This window comes from Aequorivita flava (assembly GCF_038742595.1).
Lineage (GTDB): Bacteria > Bacteroidota > Bacteroidia > Flavobacteriales > Flavobacteriaceae > Aequorivita > Aequorivita marisscotiae.
Genome location: NZ_JBANCF010000002.1, coordinates 338918 through 356281, shown reverse-complemented (window position 1 = coordinate 356281; position 17364 = coordinate 338918). Strand labels below are relative to the sequence as shown.

Sequence of the window (17364 nt, the reverse complement as noted above, 5' to 3'; positions counted from 1 at the left end):
AAGCGTATTTATTGTATTTACCTACAAGGAGCCAGCCGCGGCGGGAACACCTTGCAGAAAGAAGGTCTATTTTCCAATTTCCCTAATTTTTTCCGAAGTAATAATTTTTTCAGAATATTCTTTTTTTGCCAAAATCAGCATGGCTTCCGCAATAGTTTCGGCTTTAATCATTTTGTATTTTTTCGGAATTAAAAAGCCGAAAGACTTCATAAAAAAAGTCGCTACTTTTTCACCTAAACGATTTTCATCACGGTCGCCCACAATAAGCGAAGGTTGTAGAATATAAGTGTTTTCAATATTCTCCGCTAAAACATCGCGTTCCATTTGGCCTTTCGTTTTGTTGTAAAAAACACTGCTATTTTCATCTGCACCGAGTGCTGAGATTACAATAAAAGTCTTAATTCCGTTGTTTTTGGCAAGTTTTGCAGCCGTAACGGGAATACCATAATCTATCTTTTTATAAATTTCTTTGTCGGGAGTTTTAGCTTTTGTTGTTCCAAAACAGCAAAAAGCCACATCGGCTTTAAAGGCTTCGGAATAATCTTCCAATTGAAACATATCTATTAAATGCTCTTCAATTTTAGGCGAATGCTTTTTTGCCGAACTGCGGGAGAATAACTTTATTTTTTCAAAGGAAGCATCTTTTAATAGCTTTTCCAATAATATGCCGCCCGTTAATCCCGTGGCGCCGAGAATGATTGCTGTTTTCATAGTCTAAATATACCTACAAGGTTTTGAAAACCTTGCAGGAAATTTTAAAATCTGTTAGGTTTTAGTCTCTTTAAAGGTATTAAATTTACGCTATGCAAGAAATGCTTCCCATCCGTAAAATAATACACATAGACATGGACGCATTTTACGCCTCTGTAGAGCAGTTGGATAATCCCGATTTGCGCGGAAAACCCTTGGCAGTTGGCGGAAGTTCTGTCCGTGGTGTAGTGGCGGCAGCAAGTTACGAAGCTAGGAAATTTGGAGTGCGGAGTGCCATGAGTGGCGCAATGGCGCGAAAACTTTGTCCCGATTTAATATTTGTTAGAACTAATTTTGATAGATATCGAGAAGTTTCTAAACAGATTCGAAAAATTTTTCTTGAATATACAGATTTGGTAGAACCGCTTTCGTTGGATGAAGCTTATCTGGACGTTACCGTAAACAAAATTGGCAATCCCAGCGCTTCAATGATTGCTCAAGAAATTCGCAATAGAATAAAAGAAGTTACCGGTTTAAATGCCTCTGCCGGAATTTCGGTAAATAAATTTGTGGCGAAAATAGCCAGCGACATCAATAAACCCAACGGACAAAAAACAATTGGTCCCGAGGAAGTGGAACCTTTTTTGGAAACGTTGGATGTAAAAAAGTTTTACGGCGTTGGAAAAGTGACAAAGGAAAAAATGTACCGTTTGGGCATTTTTACGGGGAAGGATTTGAAGGGAAAATCACTTGAATTTTTAGAGGATCACTTCGGGAAGAGCGGTGGTTTTTATTATAACGTTGTGCGCGGAATACATAACAGCAAAGTAAAACCAACACGTACGCAAAAATCTTTGGCGGCGGAGCATACCTTTTCTGAGAATATTTCTTCGGAAATTTTTATGCTGGAACGGCTGGAGGAAATTGCCACCGAAGTTGAAAACAGACTTTCTGCAAAAAAACTAGCGGGCAAAACCGTAACCTTAAAAATTAAGTATCGCGATTTTACCATTCAAACCCGCAGTAGAACGCTTGCTGAATTTATTTCTTTAAAGCAACCTATAATGACTGTGGTTAAAGAATTGTTATTTCAGGAAAAAATGAAGGAATCGGTACGGTTGTTGGGAATTTCAATTTCACACCTAAACAATGAAAAATCTGTGAAAACGGACATTTTGAAAGAGTCCATAGACGTACAATTGAAACTTGAATTTTAAAGGCCCTCCGTCTTCGGCACTTCCCTTGAAAAAAAGGGGAGGAAAACAGTAAAAATTTTAAATATGATATAAAGCTACTTATCTTTAAACTAATTTAAAACTCTAAATTTATGAAGACTGTAGCTTTTTCTGTCCTTGCCCTTGCGTGTTTTACTTTTCTTTTTTCCTGTAAAAACGACGCCAAAACCACTGACGAAGCGCAAACTGTTGCTGCAGATTCCATTCCTGCAGAAACCGCTCCCGATGCAATGTACGTTACAGCCGTTAGCGGATTGACCTTGCGCGAATTTCCAAACTTGCAAAGTGCGAAACTTGCATTGATGCCTTTAGGCACAAAAGTGAAAATTATTAATGCCGAAGGAAAAACTACGATGAATGTGGGCGGAATTGACGGCGCAATGGACGAAGTAGAATTCAACAACCAAAAAGGGTTTGCATTTAACGGTTTTCTGTCGAAGTTTTTTCCTCCTGGGGAAAATGCTTCGGCAGAGCATTATGCCGAAGAATTGAAAAAGGATTTTCCGAAGGTAAGCTATTCCGAAGCTACGGGCGGAACGGCGAGCAAGCCTACAAAGACTGAAACCTTATTACTTCCAACTGATAAATGGCACGAGGCATTTTTTACGGCGCAACAACTTTTCAATATCCCGAAGGTGTTTGCATTTCCCAATCCAAAAGGCTCCAATAACGAAACCCAACAAAACGGCAACAAAAAGAAAACTGATTTTGTAAGCGAACTACAGATTACTCGAAATAATAACGATTTACAGAAAATAGTGTATAACTACAAAACAACGGGTTTTGGCTATACGATAACCATTACCAAGGAAGCGGAGGGGATGAAACTGGAAAAGGTAGAGGTGGTGGATTGACCTTTTCAACATTGACAAAGTTTTAAACTTTGTCAATGTTAGGTTATTTCACCTGCGACACACGTAGCGTATTCACCATTCCTTTGTCAACAATAGGCATAGCCGCGAGATTGATTAAAAAATCGCCCTTATGCACAAAACCACTTTCAAAAGCTATGCGGTTTACGTCTTCCACGGTTTCGTCTGTACTTACATATCTATCGTAATAGAAGGCTTTTACGCCCCATAATAAATTTAAGCGGGCCAAAATGCGCTTGTTGCTGGTAAAGGCGAGGATAAAGGCTGAGGGCCGCCAAGCCGAAATCTGGAAAGCTGTGTAGCCACTATTGGTTAGCGTGCAAATGGCTTGCGCTTCAATCTCGTTTGCCATATGTGCGGCGTGATAGCAGATAGATTTTGTAATGTAGCGGTTCGTTTTAATTTGTGGTGGCTCTTGGGGCACGCGGATCAATTCAGAATTTTCTACGCTTTTTAGGATTTTTGCCATTGTTTTTATCACGGCAACGGGATAATTACCCACGGAAGTTTCACCGGAAAGCATCACGGCATCGGCGCCGTCCATAACGCTGTTTGCCACGTCGTTCACTTCGGCACGGGTTGGCGTTAGCGAAGTTATCATTGTTTCCATCATTTGTGTGGCGATGATTACAGGTATTCGTGCTCTTTTTGCTGTTAGTACCAACTCTTTTTGGATTAATGGCACCTCTTCGGCTGGAACTTCTACGCCCAGATCGCCACGGGCTACCATGAGGCCGTCGCAATAAGCAACAATCTTATCGATATTTGCTACTGCTTCGGGTTTTTCAATTTTGGCAATGATTGGTATTTTATATTCGCAATGTGCTTCAATCAGCGCCTGTAATTCCTTTAGATCTTCGGCATGGCGCACGAAGGAAAGTGCCATCCAATCTACTTTTTGCTCGATGGCAAATATGACGTCTTCCTTGTCTTTGGCGGTAAGCGCGGGAAGCGAAATATTTGTATTGGGAAGGTTTACCCCTTTTTTGGAACGAAGTGGGCCACCTTGTACAACCATTGCTTTTACTTGGTCTATTCGGTTGGTTTCCAATATTTCAAAAATAAGTTTGCCGTCGTCTAAAAGCACGCGTTCGCCTGGGTTAACATCGTGCGGAAACTTATCGTAATTCATATAAACCCGCTTTCTATTGCCTTCAAATTCATCGCCCGTGCAAAAGAAAAGCTCGTCGCCGGGCTGAACAACCACTTCTTCTTTCATCATTCCCACGCGCAATTTGGGACCTTGCAAATCTCCTAAGATGGCTACGTGGGTATCTAACTCTTCTGAGAGTTCGCGGATTGTTTTTATGTTCTCTTTTACAGTATCGTAATTTGCGTGCGAAAAGTTTACCCTAAATACATCTACGCCTTCCAAAATCATATATTTAAGAATTTCTCTGGAGGAAGTGGACGGGCCAAGTGTGGCGACTATTTTTGTTCTTTTTTGATTTGACATTTAATCGAAAATTAAATTGTTCTTAGATTTTATATTGTCTATTGCTACCGAATAGGCAGAAATAACTTGTTTTATATCGTTAATTTCTGAAATGATTTTGTGCAGCGATTCTGTTTCAAAATCTGAAAAAATTTTTAGAAAATAATCTACTTTTTTATATTCAGGAAGAAGGTAGTGGGTTCGGGATTTTTCCGAAAGCATTTCGGCAAATAAACCATCCGAACTTTGTAAACCTGCTTCGACCGACTTGCATTTGTTAGCTACCAAATAGAAGTGAGTGTATTTGTGTACGTCTTCAAATTCGTATAGCGGAAATGTAATTAACAACCCATTGCTTGAAAAATCGAGATCTGTCTTACTTCGTTTTAACCTCATGTTGAGGTTACGGTTCATTAAATATGCCAATTTATAATCTTCTTCACTACAATGAATGGCAATGAGCTCAAAGGGTTCTTCAAAATCTTCGTCAAAAAGTAATTTGTAATTCGCCATTAATTTTTAGGGTTCTTGAAGTAGATGCAGTAGTTGTAAATTACCTACAGACAAAAATAAGCAACTTTACAGCTATTAGCTAAAATACGGGCAGGCTAATGGTAAATTTGAGAGAAATATAACTTTTAACACTAAGGTTTTTCTGAATCTACCTTTATGTGAAGTTTGTAAAAGGCTCTTTTGGCAGCACGTTCTTCGGCTTTCTTTTTTGAAGTAGCTCGGGCTTTTGCAACTACTTCGTCCCCTAGTTTTAAACGAACGGCAAAATGTTTTAATTCGTCTTTTCCGTTGTCTTCGTATATTTCGAAGTTAAATTGGTTTTTGTGCTTTTGACACCATTCAATAAAGAGGCTTTTGTAGCTAATTACTTTTCCTTCTAGTTTTTTAATATCTACATAAGGTTTTACAACTCTTTTTTGGATAAATTTTTCGCAATATTTAAATCCGCGATCTAAGTAAATGGCGCCCACTAAGGCTTCAAAAACATTGCCGTAAATATTACCGCTAAACTGTTGGGTGGGAATGGTTGTTTTTAAAAATTTTATAAGGTTTAAATCGCGCGCCAATTCATTTAAGTGTTCTCGGCTCACTACTTTGCTTCGCATTTTGGTAAGATAGCCTTCATTTCCGCCTGGTACTTTTTTAAAAAGATGTGCGGCAATTACCGCTCCTAGCATGGCATCGCCTAAAAATTCTAGACGCTCGTAATTTTGTGGTTGTCCGCTGGTATTTTTTTCGTTGGTAGAACGGTGGGTAAAAGCCGTTTCGTAAATGGAAAGATTTTTGGGACTAAACCCTAATATTTTTTTTAGGGAATTATAAAATTCCCCGTTCTTTTCTGTACGGGAAGTAAATATGTTTTTAATGGAAGCCATTAATTAATTTAGGCGTCAAGTTTTTTAAAGAGTACACAAGCATTATGTCCTCCAAAACCAAAGGTATTGCTCATTGCAACTTTAATGTCGCGTTTTTGAGCTTTGTTGAGGGTTAGGTTTAAGGAAGAGTCAATGTTTTCATCTACCGTTGCGTGATTAATGGTAGGTGGAACAATGCCGTGTTTCATTGCCAAAATAGAGGCAATTGCTTCAATAGCGCCCGCAGCCCCTAAAAGGTGCCCGGTCATAGATTTTGTAGAATTGATATTGATGTCTTTTGCATGTTTGCCAAAAACATTTACAATAGCTTTTAACTCGGCAACATCGCCAAGAGGCGTTGAGGTTCCGTGAGTATTTATGGTATCTACTTCGTCTGAGCTTATATTGGCATCGCGAAGCGTGTTTAACATAACGCGTTCCACTCCAATTCCGTCTGGGTGTGGGGCCGTCATATGGTAAGCATCGCTGCTCATACCCCCGCCAACTACTTCGGCGTAAATTTTTGCGCCGCGTTTTTTGGCGTGTTCGTATTCTTCAAGGATTAGTGCGCCTGCTCCTTCACCTAAAACAAAACCATCTCTGGTGGCATCAAAAGGTCGGGATGCTGTTTCAGGACTTTCATTACGCGTAGAAAGTGCGTGCATGGCGTTAAAACCGCCCATGCCCGCCAAAGTTACGGCAGCTTCGCTCCCCCCTGTAACAATAACGTCGCAATGGCCTAACCGTATATAGTTAAGTGCATCTATCATAGCATTGGCAGAGGAAGCACAGGCAGAGACCGTTGTATAGTTTGGCCCCATAAAACCGTGCTTAATAGAAATATTTCCCGGCGCAATGTCTGCAATCATTTTTGGAATAAAGAAGGGGTTGAAACGTGGTGTTCCATCCCCTTCTGCAAAGTTTATTACTTCATTTTGAAAAGTTTCCAACCCGCCTATTCCAGCTCCCCAAATTACCCCTACGCGAAATTTATCAACCTCATCAAGGTTAATTCCGGCATCTAGTATTGCTTCATCCGAAGATACTAAGGCATATTGTGCAAAGCGATCTAATTTACGGGCTTCTTTCCTATCAAAATGATCTTCTGCGTTGAAATTCTTCAATTCGCAAGCGAATTTAGTTTTGAACTTTTCAGCATCAAAATACGTTATTGGCGCACAGCCACTTTTCCCGTTAACGAGGCCATCCCAATATTCTTGAATATTGTTGCCAATAGGGGTAAGGGCACCAAGGCCTGTAACTACAACTCGCTTTAATTCCATAGAAGAATTCTTATTTTGCTGCTTCTATATAGGAAATTGCTTGACCTACTGTCGCAATGTTTTCAGCTTGGTCGTCTGGAATCTGGATATCAAATTCTTTTTCAAATTCCATGATAAGCTCTACCGTATCTAAGGAGTCTGCTCCTAAGTCGTTAGTGAAGCTCGCTTCGTTTACAACTTCGTTTTCGTCTACACCTAATTTGTCTACGATAATCGCTTTTACTCTTGATGCAATGTCTGACATAATTCTTGATTTTTAAATTTAATTATAAGTGGCAAAAATAAAATATTTTAATTGAAAACACCATTTAATGTTGAAAATGTGAACGAGATGATTATTACCTATTCACTTTCAAGTAGTTTTTGACCTACCAATTTAAACATTTTTGGGCGAAGTAAAACCCTATTGCCTTACTTTTGTGTTTTATTTGTTAATTTTTACTTCGAGAAAAACCTTTGGAAACAGAAATGAAGAAACGAATTGTAATTTTTGCCTCGGGTAGCGGTACCAATGCCGAGAACATTATTAAATACTTTCAACGATCGCAAGTTGCCCAGGTCGTTCGCGTGCTGTCAAACAAGAAGAATGCCAAAGTTTTGGAACGTGCCGAAAGGCTTGATGTTGAAGCCGCTTCTTTTACAAATGAAGAACTGCTTTCTGAAAACGGCGTTTTAAAAATTTTGAAGGAAGTTAAGCCAGACATTATAGTGTTGGCGGGTTTTCTGTTGAAATTTCCCGAAATTATTCTAAAAGAATTTCCAAACAAAGTGATTAACATTCACCCAGCACTGCTCCCAAAATACGGCGGAAAAGGCATGTACGGCAGTTTTGTACACGAATCTGTTGTTAAAAACAATGAAGTTGAAACGGGAATAACCATTCATTATGTAAATGAAAATTATGATGAGGGCGCCATTATTTCACAGAAAAAGGTAGTGCTTTCAGAAAATGAAACGCCTGAAACGGTCGCCAAAAAAGTACATACATTGGAATACGAATGGTTTCCAAAAATAATTGAAGAAGTTTTGAGTGGACAGCCTCAGTAAAATTTGAAAATCCTCTTTATTTATTATTAAATAGTTCAACAATCAAAAATCGTTAATCGACAATCGTTAATCTTTATGGCTAAAAAGCAGAAATTTTACGTAGTTTGGTTTGGTAATCCCGCTGGTATTTTTGGCAGCTGGGAGGAGTGCAAACGCTCCATCCAAGGGGTAAAAGGCGCACAATACAAAAGTTTTGAAACGTTTGATGAAGCTAAAAAAGCCTACAATAAAGAATATGCAGATTATAAAGGGAAAACTGTAAAAAAGACACTTTCCAAAGAACAGCTTCTTAAAATAGGCGAACCGAATCTATATTCTATCGCTGTGGACGCAGCTTCCAGCGGCAATCCCGGAAAGATGGAATATCGGGGCGTGGATACGCAAACGCACAAACAACTTTTCCACCAAGGCCCTTTTCAGCAGGGAACCAATAATATTGGGGAGTTTTTGGCACTTGTGCACGGCTTGGCATTTCTTAAAAAGAACAACAGCGACCGTATTATTTACAGTGATTCGCGCATTGCGATGGGCTGGGTAAAAAAGAAAAAATGCAACACAAAACTAAAACAATCTGCTAAAAATAAAACCCTTTTTGAATTGGTTAAACGTGCTGAAAACTGGCTTAAAACCAATAAATACGAAACGAAAATAGTAAAATGGGAAACCAAGGCTTGGGGTGAAATTCCGGCGGATTTTGGAAGGAAGTGAAACCTACAATAAGATTCTTTCAAAGCTGTTAAAAGCTCATTCTTTTATAATTAATTTGATTAAATTTGCACCCTCTTTAAAAATCCCTTTATGAGCAAACTCGTAATCGTTGGTACTGTAGCTTTTGATGCTATTGAAACTCCTTTCGGAAAAACCGATAAAATTCTTGGCGGCGCCGCTACCTATATAGGTTTGGCTGCATCGCAGTTTAATGTTGATGGCGCAATTGTTTCTATTGTTGGGGGCGATTTTCCGAAGAATGATCTTAAAATGCTTCAAGAAAACGGGATGGATATTTCGGGTCTCGAAGTGGTTGAGGATGGAAAAACCTTCTTTTGGAGCGGAAAATACCATAACGATATGAATACCCGCGACACTTTAATCACAGATTTAAATGTGCTTGCCGATTTCAACCCTAAAGTTCCCGAGGGCTATCGCGGTGCCGAAGTGGTCATGTTAGGAAATCTGCATCCGCTCGTCCAATTGGGCGTAATTGAGCAGATGAATTCGCCGAAGCTAATTGTTTTAGACACTATGAATTTTTGGATGGATAGTGCTTTGAACGAATTAATGCAGGTAATCGCAAAAGTTGATGTTATTACAATAAACGACGAAGAGGCGAGACAGCTTTCCGGCGAATATTCATTAGTAAAGGCTGCTGCTAAAATAATGGAAATGGGACCTAAATATGTAGTAATTAAAAAAGGCGAACACGGTGCATTACTATTTGGCGACGACGATGTTTTTTTCGCTCCAGCAATGCCCTTACGGGAGGTCTTTGATCCTACCGGAGCAGGGGATACTTTTGCAGGAGGATTCACCGGATATTTGGCAAAAACCGGTAATTACAGTTATGATAATATGAAGAACGCAGTAATTAATGGTTCGGCATTGGCTTCGTTTTGTGTTGAAAAATTTGGGCCAGAACGATTGCTCAACCTTACAAACAAGGATGTGCATCAACGCATTCAGCAATTTAAGAGCTTGACACAATTTGATATAAAATTAACCTAAATACGCGCCCTTACTTATTAAGGGCGTTTTTTGTACATTTATATAGTTTCAGAAAAAATATGAGCGACGCGTTAAAACATGAATGTGGCATTGCCTTGGTAAGACTGTTAAAACCTTTAGAGTACTATAAGGAGAAATACGGAACGGCCTTTTACGGAGTAAACAAAATGTATTTAATGATGGAAAAGCAGCACAATCGGGGGCAAGACGGTGCTGGTTTTGCCAGTATTAAATTAGATGTAAACCCTGGTGAGCGTTACATAAGCCGCGTACGATCTAACGCTGCGCAACCCATTCAGGATATTTTTGCACAAATAAACGAACGCATAAATCTTGAATTTTCTGAGCATCCCGAATACAAGGATAGCGTTGCAGCACAAAAAAAGAACATTCCGTATATAGGCGAACTTTTTCTTGGCCACGTGCGTTATGGAACATTTGGCTTAAATAGTGTTGAAAATGTACATCCATTTCTACGTCAGAATAACTGGATGCACCGTAATTTAATTATTGCGGGTAACTTTAATATGACCAACACCAACGAGCTTTTTGATACGCTCATAAAACTCGGAATGCATCCAAAAGAAAAGGCCGATACTGTTACAGTAATGGAAAAAATTGGTCATTTTTTAGATGACGCAGTTCGTAAGCTTTATAAAAAAGCTAAGGCCAAAGGATTGAGTAAACAGGAGGCTTCACCGTATATAGCCAAACACTTAAACGTGGCTAAAATTTTGCGACGATCGGCTGCGGATTGGGATGGTGGTTATGCAATGGCTGGCTTATTGGGTCATGGAGACGCCTTTGTACTGCGCGATCCGGCAGGTATTCGTCCGGCTTATTATTATCAAGACGATGAGGTTGTTGTAGTGGCATCTGAACGGCCGGCAATTCAAACAGTTTTCAACGTTCCTTTTGAAGAAGTTAAAGAGTTGGATCCTGGAAATGCCATTATCATAGAGAAAAACGGCACAATGAAACTGGCTGAAATTCTTCCACCGCTCGAACGAAAATCTTGTTCTTTTGAACGTATTTATTTCTCTCGCGGTAGCGATGCAGAAATCTATCAAGAACGAAAAATGCTTGGTAAATTGGTAATGCCAAAGGTTTTAGAGTCGATAGATCACGATACCGAAAATTCTGTTTTCTCATTTATTCCAAACACTGCCGAAACTTCATTTTACGGAATGCTCGAAGCGGCACAGGATGAACTTAATAAGCAGAAAAATGAAGCTATTCTTAACGAAAAAGATAGTTTAACCACGGCGCGCCTGCAACAAATACAAGCGCATAAAATTAGAACTGAAAAAATTGCAATAAAGGACGTTAAACTCAGAACGTTTATTACGGACGATAGTAGCCGAGACGATCTGGTTGCTCACGTATACGACGTAACATACGGCGTGGTAAAACCCAATGATAATCTTGTTATTATAGATGATAGCATAGTGCGCGGCACCACGTTAAAGAAGAGCATTTTAAAGATGTTGGATAGGCTTCATCCAAAGCAGATTGTTGTTGTTTCTTCGGCGCCTCAAATTCGTTATCCAGATTGCTACGGAATAGATATGGCCCGGCTCGAACATCTGGTGGCGTTTCAAGCTGCTTTAGCACTTCACAAGGATCGTGGCACATACGGAATTGTTGAAGAGATATATCATAAATGTAAGGAACAAGTTGTAATGGAAGATGCTTCGGTTATCAATCACGTAAAAGAATTGTATGCACCATTTTCCGATGAGGAAATTTCGGATAAAATTTCGGAAATAATTAGCGATGAAGATATAAAAGCTAAGGTAAAGCTCATCTTTCAATCGGTTGATGATCTTCATAAAGCCTGCCCGAAAAACCTTGGAGACTGGTATTTTACAGGAAACTATCCCACTGCCGGAGGCAACAGAGTTGTAAACAGAGCTTATATTAATTTCTTTGAAGGAAATCCAGAACGCGCCTATTAAATTTTAACACAACATTTGCCGTTTAACGGAATTCTAATTCACTTAAACGAATATGTTGATTGACAATACTTTATGGCTTAAACTTGAATTATATTTGGGCTTACCATAAGGCGTAAGTAGGTTAGGTCTATGGTAAGATTTGGGGCAAAAAAGGTAGATCGAAAGATCTGCCTTTTTTCATGCCCCAAATATGGGGTGGCGAGCATAAAAAACTATAAAACTTGTTCCAATTTTGGTTGCGAGCCGTTTTCTCCCACTCTTTTGAAAGAGCTGCATTTTCCAACTTTTGACGGTTTCATTCGCATTTGAGTTACGATGTGAGAGACTCATAAAAAACTATAAAACTTGTTCCAATTTTGGTTGCGAGCCGTTTTCTCCCACTCTTTTGAAAGAGCTGCATTTTCCAACTTTTAACGGTTTCATTCGCATTTGAGTTACGATGTGAGAGATTCATAAAAAACTATAAAACTTGTTCCAATTTTGGTTGCGAGCCGTTTTCTCCCACTCTTTTGAAAGAGCTGCATTTTCCAACTTTTGACGGTTTCATTCGCATTTGAGTTACGATGTGAGAGACTCATAAAAAACTATAAAACTTGTTCCAATTTTGGTTGCGAGCCGTTTTCTCCCACTCTTTTGAAAGAGCTGCATTTTCCACCCTTTGATGGTTTCATTCTCATTTGAGTTACGATGTGAAAGATTCATAAAAAACTATAAAACTTGTTTCAATTTTGGTTGCGAGCCGTTTCATCATACACTTTCGAAAGAGCTGTATTTTTCTGCTTTAAACAAATACATTTTTTCGCTTCCAGATCAGAAGTGTAAAGGACACTTTTTCAAGCCATTTCGCGATGTTAAAATTTTAACTAAATAGCTTAATTTTAGAACTAAATCTACTCAATATTGTTTTTTATCGAATAAACAAGCCATTCATCTAAAAGCAAATTTTCGAGTCAGATAAAGTTATATATTTGAGCATACCATTAGCATAAGTAGGTTAAGTTCATGGTAGATTTGGGGCAAAAAAAGACAAACACTCGTTTGTCTTTTTTTATGCCCAAATCTAAACGGGGTGGCGAGCCTCCAAAATTTCATATTAATATCAGATCTCGTTCGAGCCGTTTCTTTTCTTATCTGCACTTGTTTGTTTTGTCTGTCTTTCGGTTGGTTCATTCTTACATCCAAAAAGGGTGGCGAGCCTCCAAAATTTCATATTAATATCAGATCTCGTTCGAGCCGTTTCTCTTCTTATCTGCACTCGTTTGTTTTGTCTGTCTTTCGGTTGGTTCATTCTTACATCCAAAAGGGGTGGCGAGTCTCCAAAATTTCATATTAATATCAGATCTCGTTCGAGCCGTTTCTTTTCTTATCTGCACTTGTTTGTTTTGTCTGTCTTTCGGTTGGTTCATTCTTACATCCAAAAAGGGTGGCGAGTCTCCAAAATTTCATATTAATATCAGATCTCGTTCGAGCCGTTTCTCTTCTTATCTGCACTTGTTTGTTTTGTCTGTCTTTCGGTTGGTTCATTCTTACATCCAAAAAGGGTGGCGAGCCTCCAAAATTTCATATTAATATCAGATCTCGTTCGAGCCGTTTCTCTTCTTATCTGCACTTGTTTGTTTTGTCTGTCTTTCGGTTGGTTCACTCTCAGTCCCAAAAGGGGTGGCGAGCCTCCAAAAATTTCATATTAATATCAGATCTCGTTCGAGCCGTTTCTATTTTTTCTGCATTTACTTTTTATAAAAAATTTATATTCAATTTTCTATTCAAAAATTCACAAAAAAAATCCACAGCTTAAAAACAGCTGTGGATTTTATATTTAGTATATAATATATTGTATTACTTATTTTTATCGTAGTTGGCAGAAACCTCTTCCCAATTAACTACATTCCAAAATGCTCCTACATAATCAGGACGTTTATTTTGGTATTTTAAGTAATATGCGTGTTCCCAAACATCCAACCCTAAAATTGGCGTGCCTCCGCAACCTACATTGGGCATTAACGGATTGTCTTGATTTGGCGTGGAGCATACCTCAACTTTGCCTCCTTTGTGTACGCAAAGCCAAGCCCAACCTGAGCCAAACTGAGTTTTAGCGGCAGTAGAGAATTTTTCTTTAAACTCTTCAAAACTTCCAAAGGCATCGTCAATAGCTTTTGCCAAATCGCCCGAAGGTTTTCCGCCACCATTTGGCGACATTACTTTCCAGAAAAGACTGTGATTGTAAAATCCGCCACCGTTGTTTCGAACGGCTTTATTGTCCATATCAAGATTTTTTAAAATATCTTCAATAGATTTACCTGCCATATCTGTACCTTCAATCGCAGCGTTCAGATTGTTGGTATATCCTTGGTGGTGTTTGTCGTGATGTATTTCCATGGTTCTTGCATCTATATTCGGTTCTAGTGCATGAAATGCATACGGTAATTTTGGTAATTCGAAAGACATAATATATTTGTTTTTTGGTTATTACTAATTTTACCCAAATTTAGGCAATCTAAAAACTTAATTGTGTTATAGGTTTTATAAGATTTCTATTTCACTATAGATTAATTTGATTCTAAAACCATAAAAGCCGTATTTTAGTGGAAAATGTAACTTCCTTGGAAAAACAAACCTCCTTTTCAATATATAATGCTGCCGCAGGGAGCGGTAAAACATTCACCCTTGTAAAAGAATATCTGAAACAAATTCTTTCCGCAAAAAACGACGACTATTTTAAGCACCTTTTGGCAATAACATTTACCAATAAAGCGGTTGCCGAAATGAAGCAGCGAATTGTAGATACTCTGGTAAATTTTAGCAATGAGCAAAATGCTGCATCACCGCTGCCCATGTTGCGCATTTTAGCAGAAGAAACCGGACTCACTATTACAGAAATTCAAGTACGGTCTAAAAGAATTCTTAAAAACTTGCTCCATAATTACGCGGCGTTTAGCGTTGAAACTATTGATAGGTTTAACCATAGGCTTATACGTACATTTGCGCGCGATTTAAAATTGGCAACCAATTTTGAAGTCACGCTGGAAACAGATGAACTTTTGGCGGAAGCCGTAGATCTTTTATTGAGCAAAGCGGGTGAAAATAAAGAAATTACAAAAGTATTGCTCGATTTTGCCTTGGAGAAAACCGATGACGACAAATCGTGGGATATTTCGAGAGATATTGCCAGCGCCGCAAAATTGCTTTATAATGAAAATGAAGCCACACATGTTTCTATTTTGAAACAAAAATCTTTGGAAGAATTTCTCGAATTTAAAAAGCAATTACTTAAAAGAAAGAAGATTCTCTCTGCCGAAATTGAAACAATTGCTTTGCAGACCCTCGCGCTAATTGAAGAAAGCGGCTTGCAGTTTAATGATTTTAGCGGTAGCTATTTGCCGAAGCATTTTCAGAACCTTGCAACCGGCAGATTCCAACTTAATTTTTCAACTAAATGGCAAGAAACCATGGGCGAAAAGCCTCTGTATCCAGGCCGTGTTTCTCACGCAATTAAAGGGATAATAGATGAACTAACACCCGTATTCATCAAAAATTTTCAGCAAACAAAAACGATGGTCTTTAAATTGTTGCTAGTTGAAAATATTCTAAAAAATACAACGCCACAGTCAGTGATTAATTTAGTAAATCGGGAAATTGAAGCTATCAAGGAGGAAAAAAACGTCCTGCCAATTTCAGAATTCAATTCGTTGATAAACAAGGAAATTAAGAACCAACCGGCGCCTTTTATATATGAACGCTTGGGTGAAAAATACCGTCATTTTTTTATCGATGAATTTCAGGATACATCAAAGTTGCAATGGGAAAATATTATACCATTAATAGATAATGCCCTGTCGCAACAATTGGAACCAAGTTCTGGTAGCTTGCTATTGGTAGGCGATGCCAAACAATCTATCTATCGTTGGCGCGGTGGGTTGCCCGAACAATTTATTGATTTGTACGGAAAAGTGAATCCGTTTCAGCGGGAAAAGAAAATACACACATTGGGCACTAATTTTCGTAGTTGTGCAGAAATCGTAAAATTTAATAATGAATTTTTCAGCTTTGTGTCTTCATATTTTGCCAATCCAAATCACGGTGAATTATATCTAGAAGGTAACAAACAAGAATGCAACGATAAAAAAAACGGCTACATAAAATTCGAATTTATTGAAAAGCAAAATAAGGCCGAAAAAAACGAAACCTATTCAAGCCTTGTTTTTGAAACTATTTTAAAAGCGAGAAACAACGGTTTCTCCGAAAGCGATATTTGTATTTTAACGCGCCGAAAAGCAGAAGGAATTGCCCTCGGTGCTTTTTTAATGGAGCGGGGTGTGCCAGTTATTTCTTCAGAAACATTACTGCTACAATCTTCGCCATTGGTGCAAATATTGGTTTTTGCATTGCAACTTTGCGTGTATCCAAATAAAGAGGAGGCTAAAATACAACTACTAGATTTACTGCACGATCATTTAAAAATTTCGAAAGAAAAACATACATTTTTTACTAAATTTTTAAATATTTCTGAAACAAAATTCGTCGAAAACCTTAAGGAATACAACCTCGAATTTACCTTTAATCGAATGCGTTCCGTTTCACTTTACGAAGCTTTTGAATATTGCATTGAAAAATTTGAAATTGCGAAAACAGCAGATGCTTATCTATTTGGTTTTATGGATTTAGTTTATGATTTTGAACAAAAGCCACAAGCCGATAAAGTCTTGTTTTTAGATTATTGGGAAACCAAAAAAGAAAGCGCTTCCATTCCCGCTAGTGAAGGAACCAACGCAGTGCAATTGATGACTGTTCACAAAGCGAAAGGATTAGAGTTTCCAGTGGTAATTTTTCCATTTGCCGATATTCAATTGTACGACGGTAAGCTAGATAAACTGTGGTATCCTTTACAAATGGAAGATTTCAGTTTTAGTGAAGCGCAGATAAACTTTAAGTCCGAAATAGCTAATTATAGCCAAGTGGGCGAGCAATTATACAACGATCATCGCAGCCAGTTAGAGCTAGATAATATTAATTTACTCTACGTTACTTTAACCCGCGCAGTGGAGCAGCTTTTTATTTTTTCAGAAATGCCCAAAGACTCAAAGGACGGAATTCCTACCTGTTACAACCAGCTTTTTATGGAGTTTTTAAAACAGAAAGGGGTGTGGAATAATGACCAAATGATTTATGAATTCGGAAGTGATTCAACGAAAACCTCAAAGGTTAAAAAAATCATTGCACAGGTAGAGCCAAGTTATATATCCAGTAGCCCAAAACGGCATGGACTAAAACTGGTCGCGCCTCAAGAACTTTATTTGGAAGAAGATACCGCTGCTGCAATTTCTGCTGGAAATTTGCTTCATGAAACCATGGCTAAAATTTATACAAAGGCCGATGCAACAAAAGTTTTGATGGAACTGGAAGAAAGGGCAATAATTCCAAAGGAAGAATTAGAGAAATTACAGCAAACGGTTTATAAAATTATACAACATCCCAAATTGGAAAATCTGTTTTCGGGTACCGATAGTGTTTATAACGAGCGCAGTATTATTACTAAAGATGGTCTGGTTTTGCGGCCCGATAGAATAAATGTAAATTTAAAAAATACAGCGGTTGTAATTGATTACAAAACGGGACTGCCAACAACCAGGCACAAAGAACAAGTGGCTCAATATGCAAACGCGCTAACAGAAATGGGCTTTTTAAATATCGAAAAAATACTTATATATAGTAACGAGGACGAAATAGTAATAAATAAAGTTTAATTTTGAACTTAAAA

The 17364-nt window shown here is 38.3% G+C and carries 14 protein-coding genes; 7 read left to right on the top strand and 7 right to left on the bottom strand.

Annotated features, from left to right (window positions below):
* Positions 1-66: 66 nt before the first annotated feature.
* Complete coding sequence (locus VZD24_RS03990; RefSeq protein WP_342686795.1) at positions 67-711, bottom strand: NAD(P)H-binding protein; 645 nt, start codon at positions 709-711, stop codon at positions 67-69.
* Between the two features lie 92 nt (positions 712-803).
* On the opposite strand from VZD24_RS03990, the gene dinB reads away from it, so the two are divergent.
* Both dinB and VZD24_RS03980 read left to right on the top strand, forming a co-directional pair.
* Positions 804-1907, top strand: a complete 1104-nt coding sequence (dinB, locus tag VZD24_RS03985) for a DNA polymerase IV (protein ID WP_279449674.1) — start codon at positions 804-806, stop codon at positions 1905-1907.
* Between the two features lie 110 nt (positions 1908-2017).
* Positions 2018-2779 (top strand): SH3 domain-containing protein, encoded by a 762-nt coding sequence (locus VZD24_RS03980; protein ID WP_342686796.1) that lies wholly within the window; start codon positions 2018-2020, stop codon positions 2777-2779.
* 43 nt (positions 2780-2822) lie between these two features.
* Here the strand turns inward: VZD24_RS03980 and pyk are convergent, their stop codons facing one another.
* From pyk to VZD24_RS03955, 5 genes are all read right to left on the bottom strand, one after another.
* Positions 2823-4253 carry a pyruvate kinase gene (gene pyk, locus VZD24_RS03975; protein ID WP_342686797.1) on the bottom strand — a complete coding sequence of 477 codons (1431 nt, stop codon included), beginning with the start codon at positions 4251-4253 and terminating at the stop codon, positions 2823-2825.
* Positions 4254-4745 (bottom strand): IPExxxVDY family protein, encoded by a 492-nt coding sequence (locus VZD24_RS03970; RefSeq protein WP_279449677.1) that lies wholly within the window; start codon positions 4743-4745, stop codon positions 4254-4256.
* A 131-nt stretch (positions 4746-4876) separates the two neighbouring features.
* Positions 4877-5620: a ribonuclease III gene (rnc, locus tag VZD24_RS03965; protein WP_279449678.1), complete on the bottom strand. Its 744-nt coding sequence runs from the start codon at positions 5618-5620 to the stop codon at positions 4877-4879.
* Between the two features lie 8 nt (positions 5621-5628).
* Complete coding sequence (gene fabF / locus VZD24_RS03960) at positions 5629-6882, bottom strand: beta-ketoacyl-ACP synthase II (RefSeq protein WP_279449679.1); 1254 nt, start codon at positions 6880-6882, stop codon at positions 5629-5631.
* A 10-nt stretch (positions 6883-6892) separates the two neighbouring features.
* Complete coding sequence (locus tag VZD24_RS03955; RefSeq protein ID WP_014781833.1) at positions 6893-7126, bottom strand: acyl carrier protein; 234 nt, start codon at positions 7124-7126, stop codon at positions 6893-6895.
* A 224-nt stretch (positions 7127-7350) separates the two neighbouring features.
* Between VZD24_RS03955 and purN the strand changes: the two genes are divergently transcribed.
* The 4 genes from purN (at position 7351) to VZD24_RS03935 (ending at position 11609) form a co-directional block, all read left to right on the top strand.
* Positions 7351-7929, top strand: a complete 579-nt coding sequence (purN, locus tag VZD24_RS03950; RefSeq protein ID WP_279449680.1) for a phosphoribosylglycinamide formyltransferase — start codon at positions 7351-7353, stop codon at positions 7927-7929.
* A 75-nt stretch (positions 7930-8004) separates the two neighbouring features.
* Positions 8005-8637, top strand: a complete 633-nt coding sequence (locus tag VZD24_RS03945; RefSeq protein WP_342686798.1) for a ribonuclease H1 domain-containing protein — start codon at positions 8005-8007, stop codon at positions 8635-8637.
* A gap of 90 nt (positions 8638-8727) precedes the next feature.
* On the top strand, positions 8728-9651 hold the full coding sequence (locus tag VZD24_RS03940; protein ID WP_279449682.1) for a PfkB family carbohydrate kinase: 924 nt from the start codon (positions 8728-8730) through the stop codon (positions 9649-9651).
* 59 nt (positions 9652-9710) lie between these two features.
* Positions 9711-11609: an amidophosphoribosyltransferase gene (locus tag VZD24_RS03935; protein ID WP_342686799.1), complete on the top strand. Its 1899-nt coding sequence runs from the start codon at positions 9711-9713 to the stop codon at positions 11607-11609.
* Positions 11610-13445: 1836 nt separating this feature from the next.
* Here VZD24_RS03935 and VZD24_RS03930 read toward each other — a convergent pair.
* Positions 13446-14054, bottom strand: coding sequence for a superoxide dismutase (locus tag VZD24_RS03930; RefSeq protein ID WP_279449684.1), 609 nt, complete (start codon positions 14052-14054; stop codon positions 13446-13448).
* 137 nt (positions 14055-14191) lie between these two features.
* Here VZD24_RS03930 and VZD24_RS03925 point away from each other — a divergent pair, with 137 nt between their 5' ends.
* Positions 14192-17350 (top strand): UvrD-helicase domain-containing protein, encoded by a 3159-nt coding sequence (locus tag VZD24_RS03925; RefSeq protein WP_342688766.1) that lies wholly within the window; start codon positions 14192-14194, stop codon positions 17348-17350.
* Positions 17351-17364 lie beyond the last annotated feature (14 nt).

Excerpts from the sequence above, each read along its gene's own strand:
- VZD24_RS03990 (WP_342686795.1), bottom strand. The coding sequence starts at position 711 with ATGAAAACAGCAATCATTCTCGGCGCCACGGGATTAACGGGCGGCATA.
- dinB (WP_279449674.1), top strand. The coding sequence starts at position 804 with ATGCAAGAAATGCTTCCCATCCGTAAAATAATACACATAGACATGGAC.
- VZD24_RS03980 (WP_342686796.1), top strand. The coding sequence starts at position 2,018 with ATGAAGACTGTAGCTTTTTCTGTCCTTGCCCTTGCGTGTTTTACTTTT.
- pyk (WP_342686797.1), bottom strand. The coding sequence starts at position 4,253 with ATGTCAAATCAAAAAAGAACAAAAATAGTCGCCACACTTGGCCCGTCC.
- VZD24_RS03970 (WP_279449677.1), bottom strand. The coding sequence starts at position 4,745 with ATGGCGAATTACAAATTACTTTTTGACGAAGATTTTGAAGAACCCTTT.
- rnc (WP_279449678.1), bottom strand. The coding sequence starts at position 5,620 with ATGGCTTCCATTAAAAACATATTTACTTCCCGTACAGAAAAGAACGGG.
- fabF (WP_279449679.1), bottom strand. The coding sequence starts at position 6,882 with ATGGAATTAAAGCGAGTTGTAGTTACAGGCCTTGGTGCCCTTACCCCT.
- VZD24_RS03955 (WP_014781833.1), bottom strand. The coding sequence starts at position 7,126 with ATGTCAGACATTGCATCAAGAGTAAAAGCGATTATCGTAGACAAATTA.
- purN (WP_279449680.1), top strand. The coding sequence starts at position 7,351 with ATGAAGAAACGAATTGTAATTTTTGCCTCGGGTAGCGGTACCAATGCC.
- VZD24_RS03945 (WP_342686798.1), top strand. The coding sequence starts at position 8,005 with ATGGCTAAAAAGCAGAAATTTTACGTAGTTTGGTTTGGTAATCCCGCT.
- VZD24_RS03940 (WP_279449682.1), top strand. The coding sequence starts at position 8,728 with ATGAGCAAACTCGTAATCGTTGGTACTGTAGCTTTTGATGCTATTGAA.
- VZD24_RS03935 (WP_342686799.1), top strand. The coding sequence starts at position 9,711 with ATGAGCGACGCGTTAAAACATGAATGTGGCATTGCCTTGGTAAGACTG.
- VZD24_RS03930 (WP_279449684.1), bottom strand. The coding sequence starts at position 14,054 with ATGTCTTTCGAATTACCAAAATTACCGTATGCATTTCATGCACTAGAA.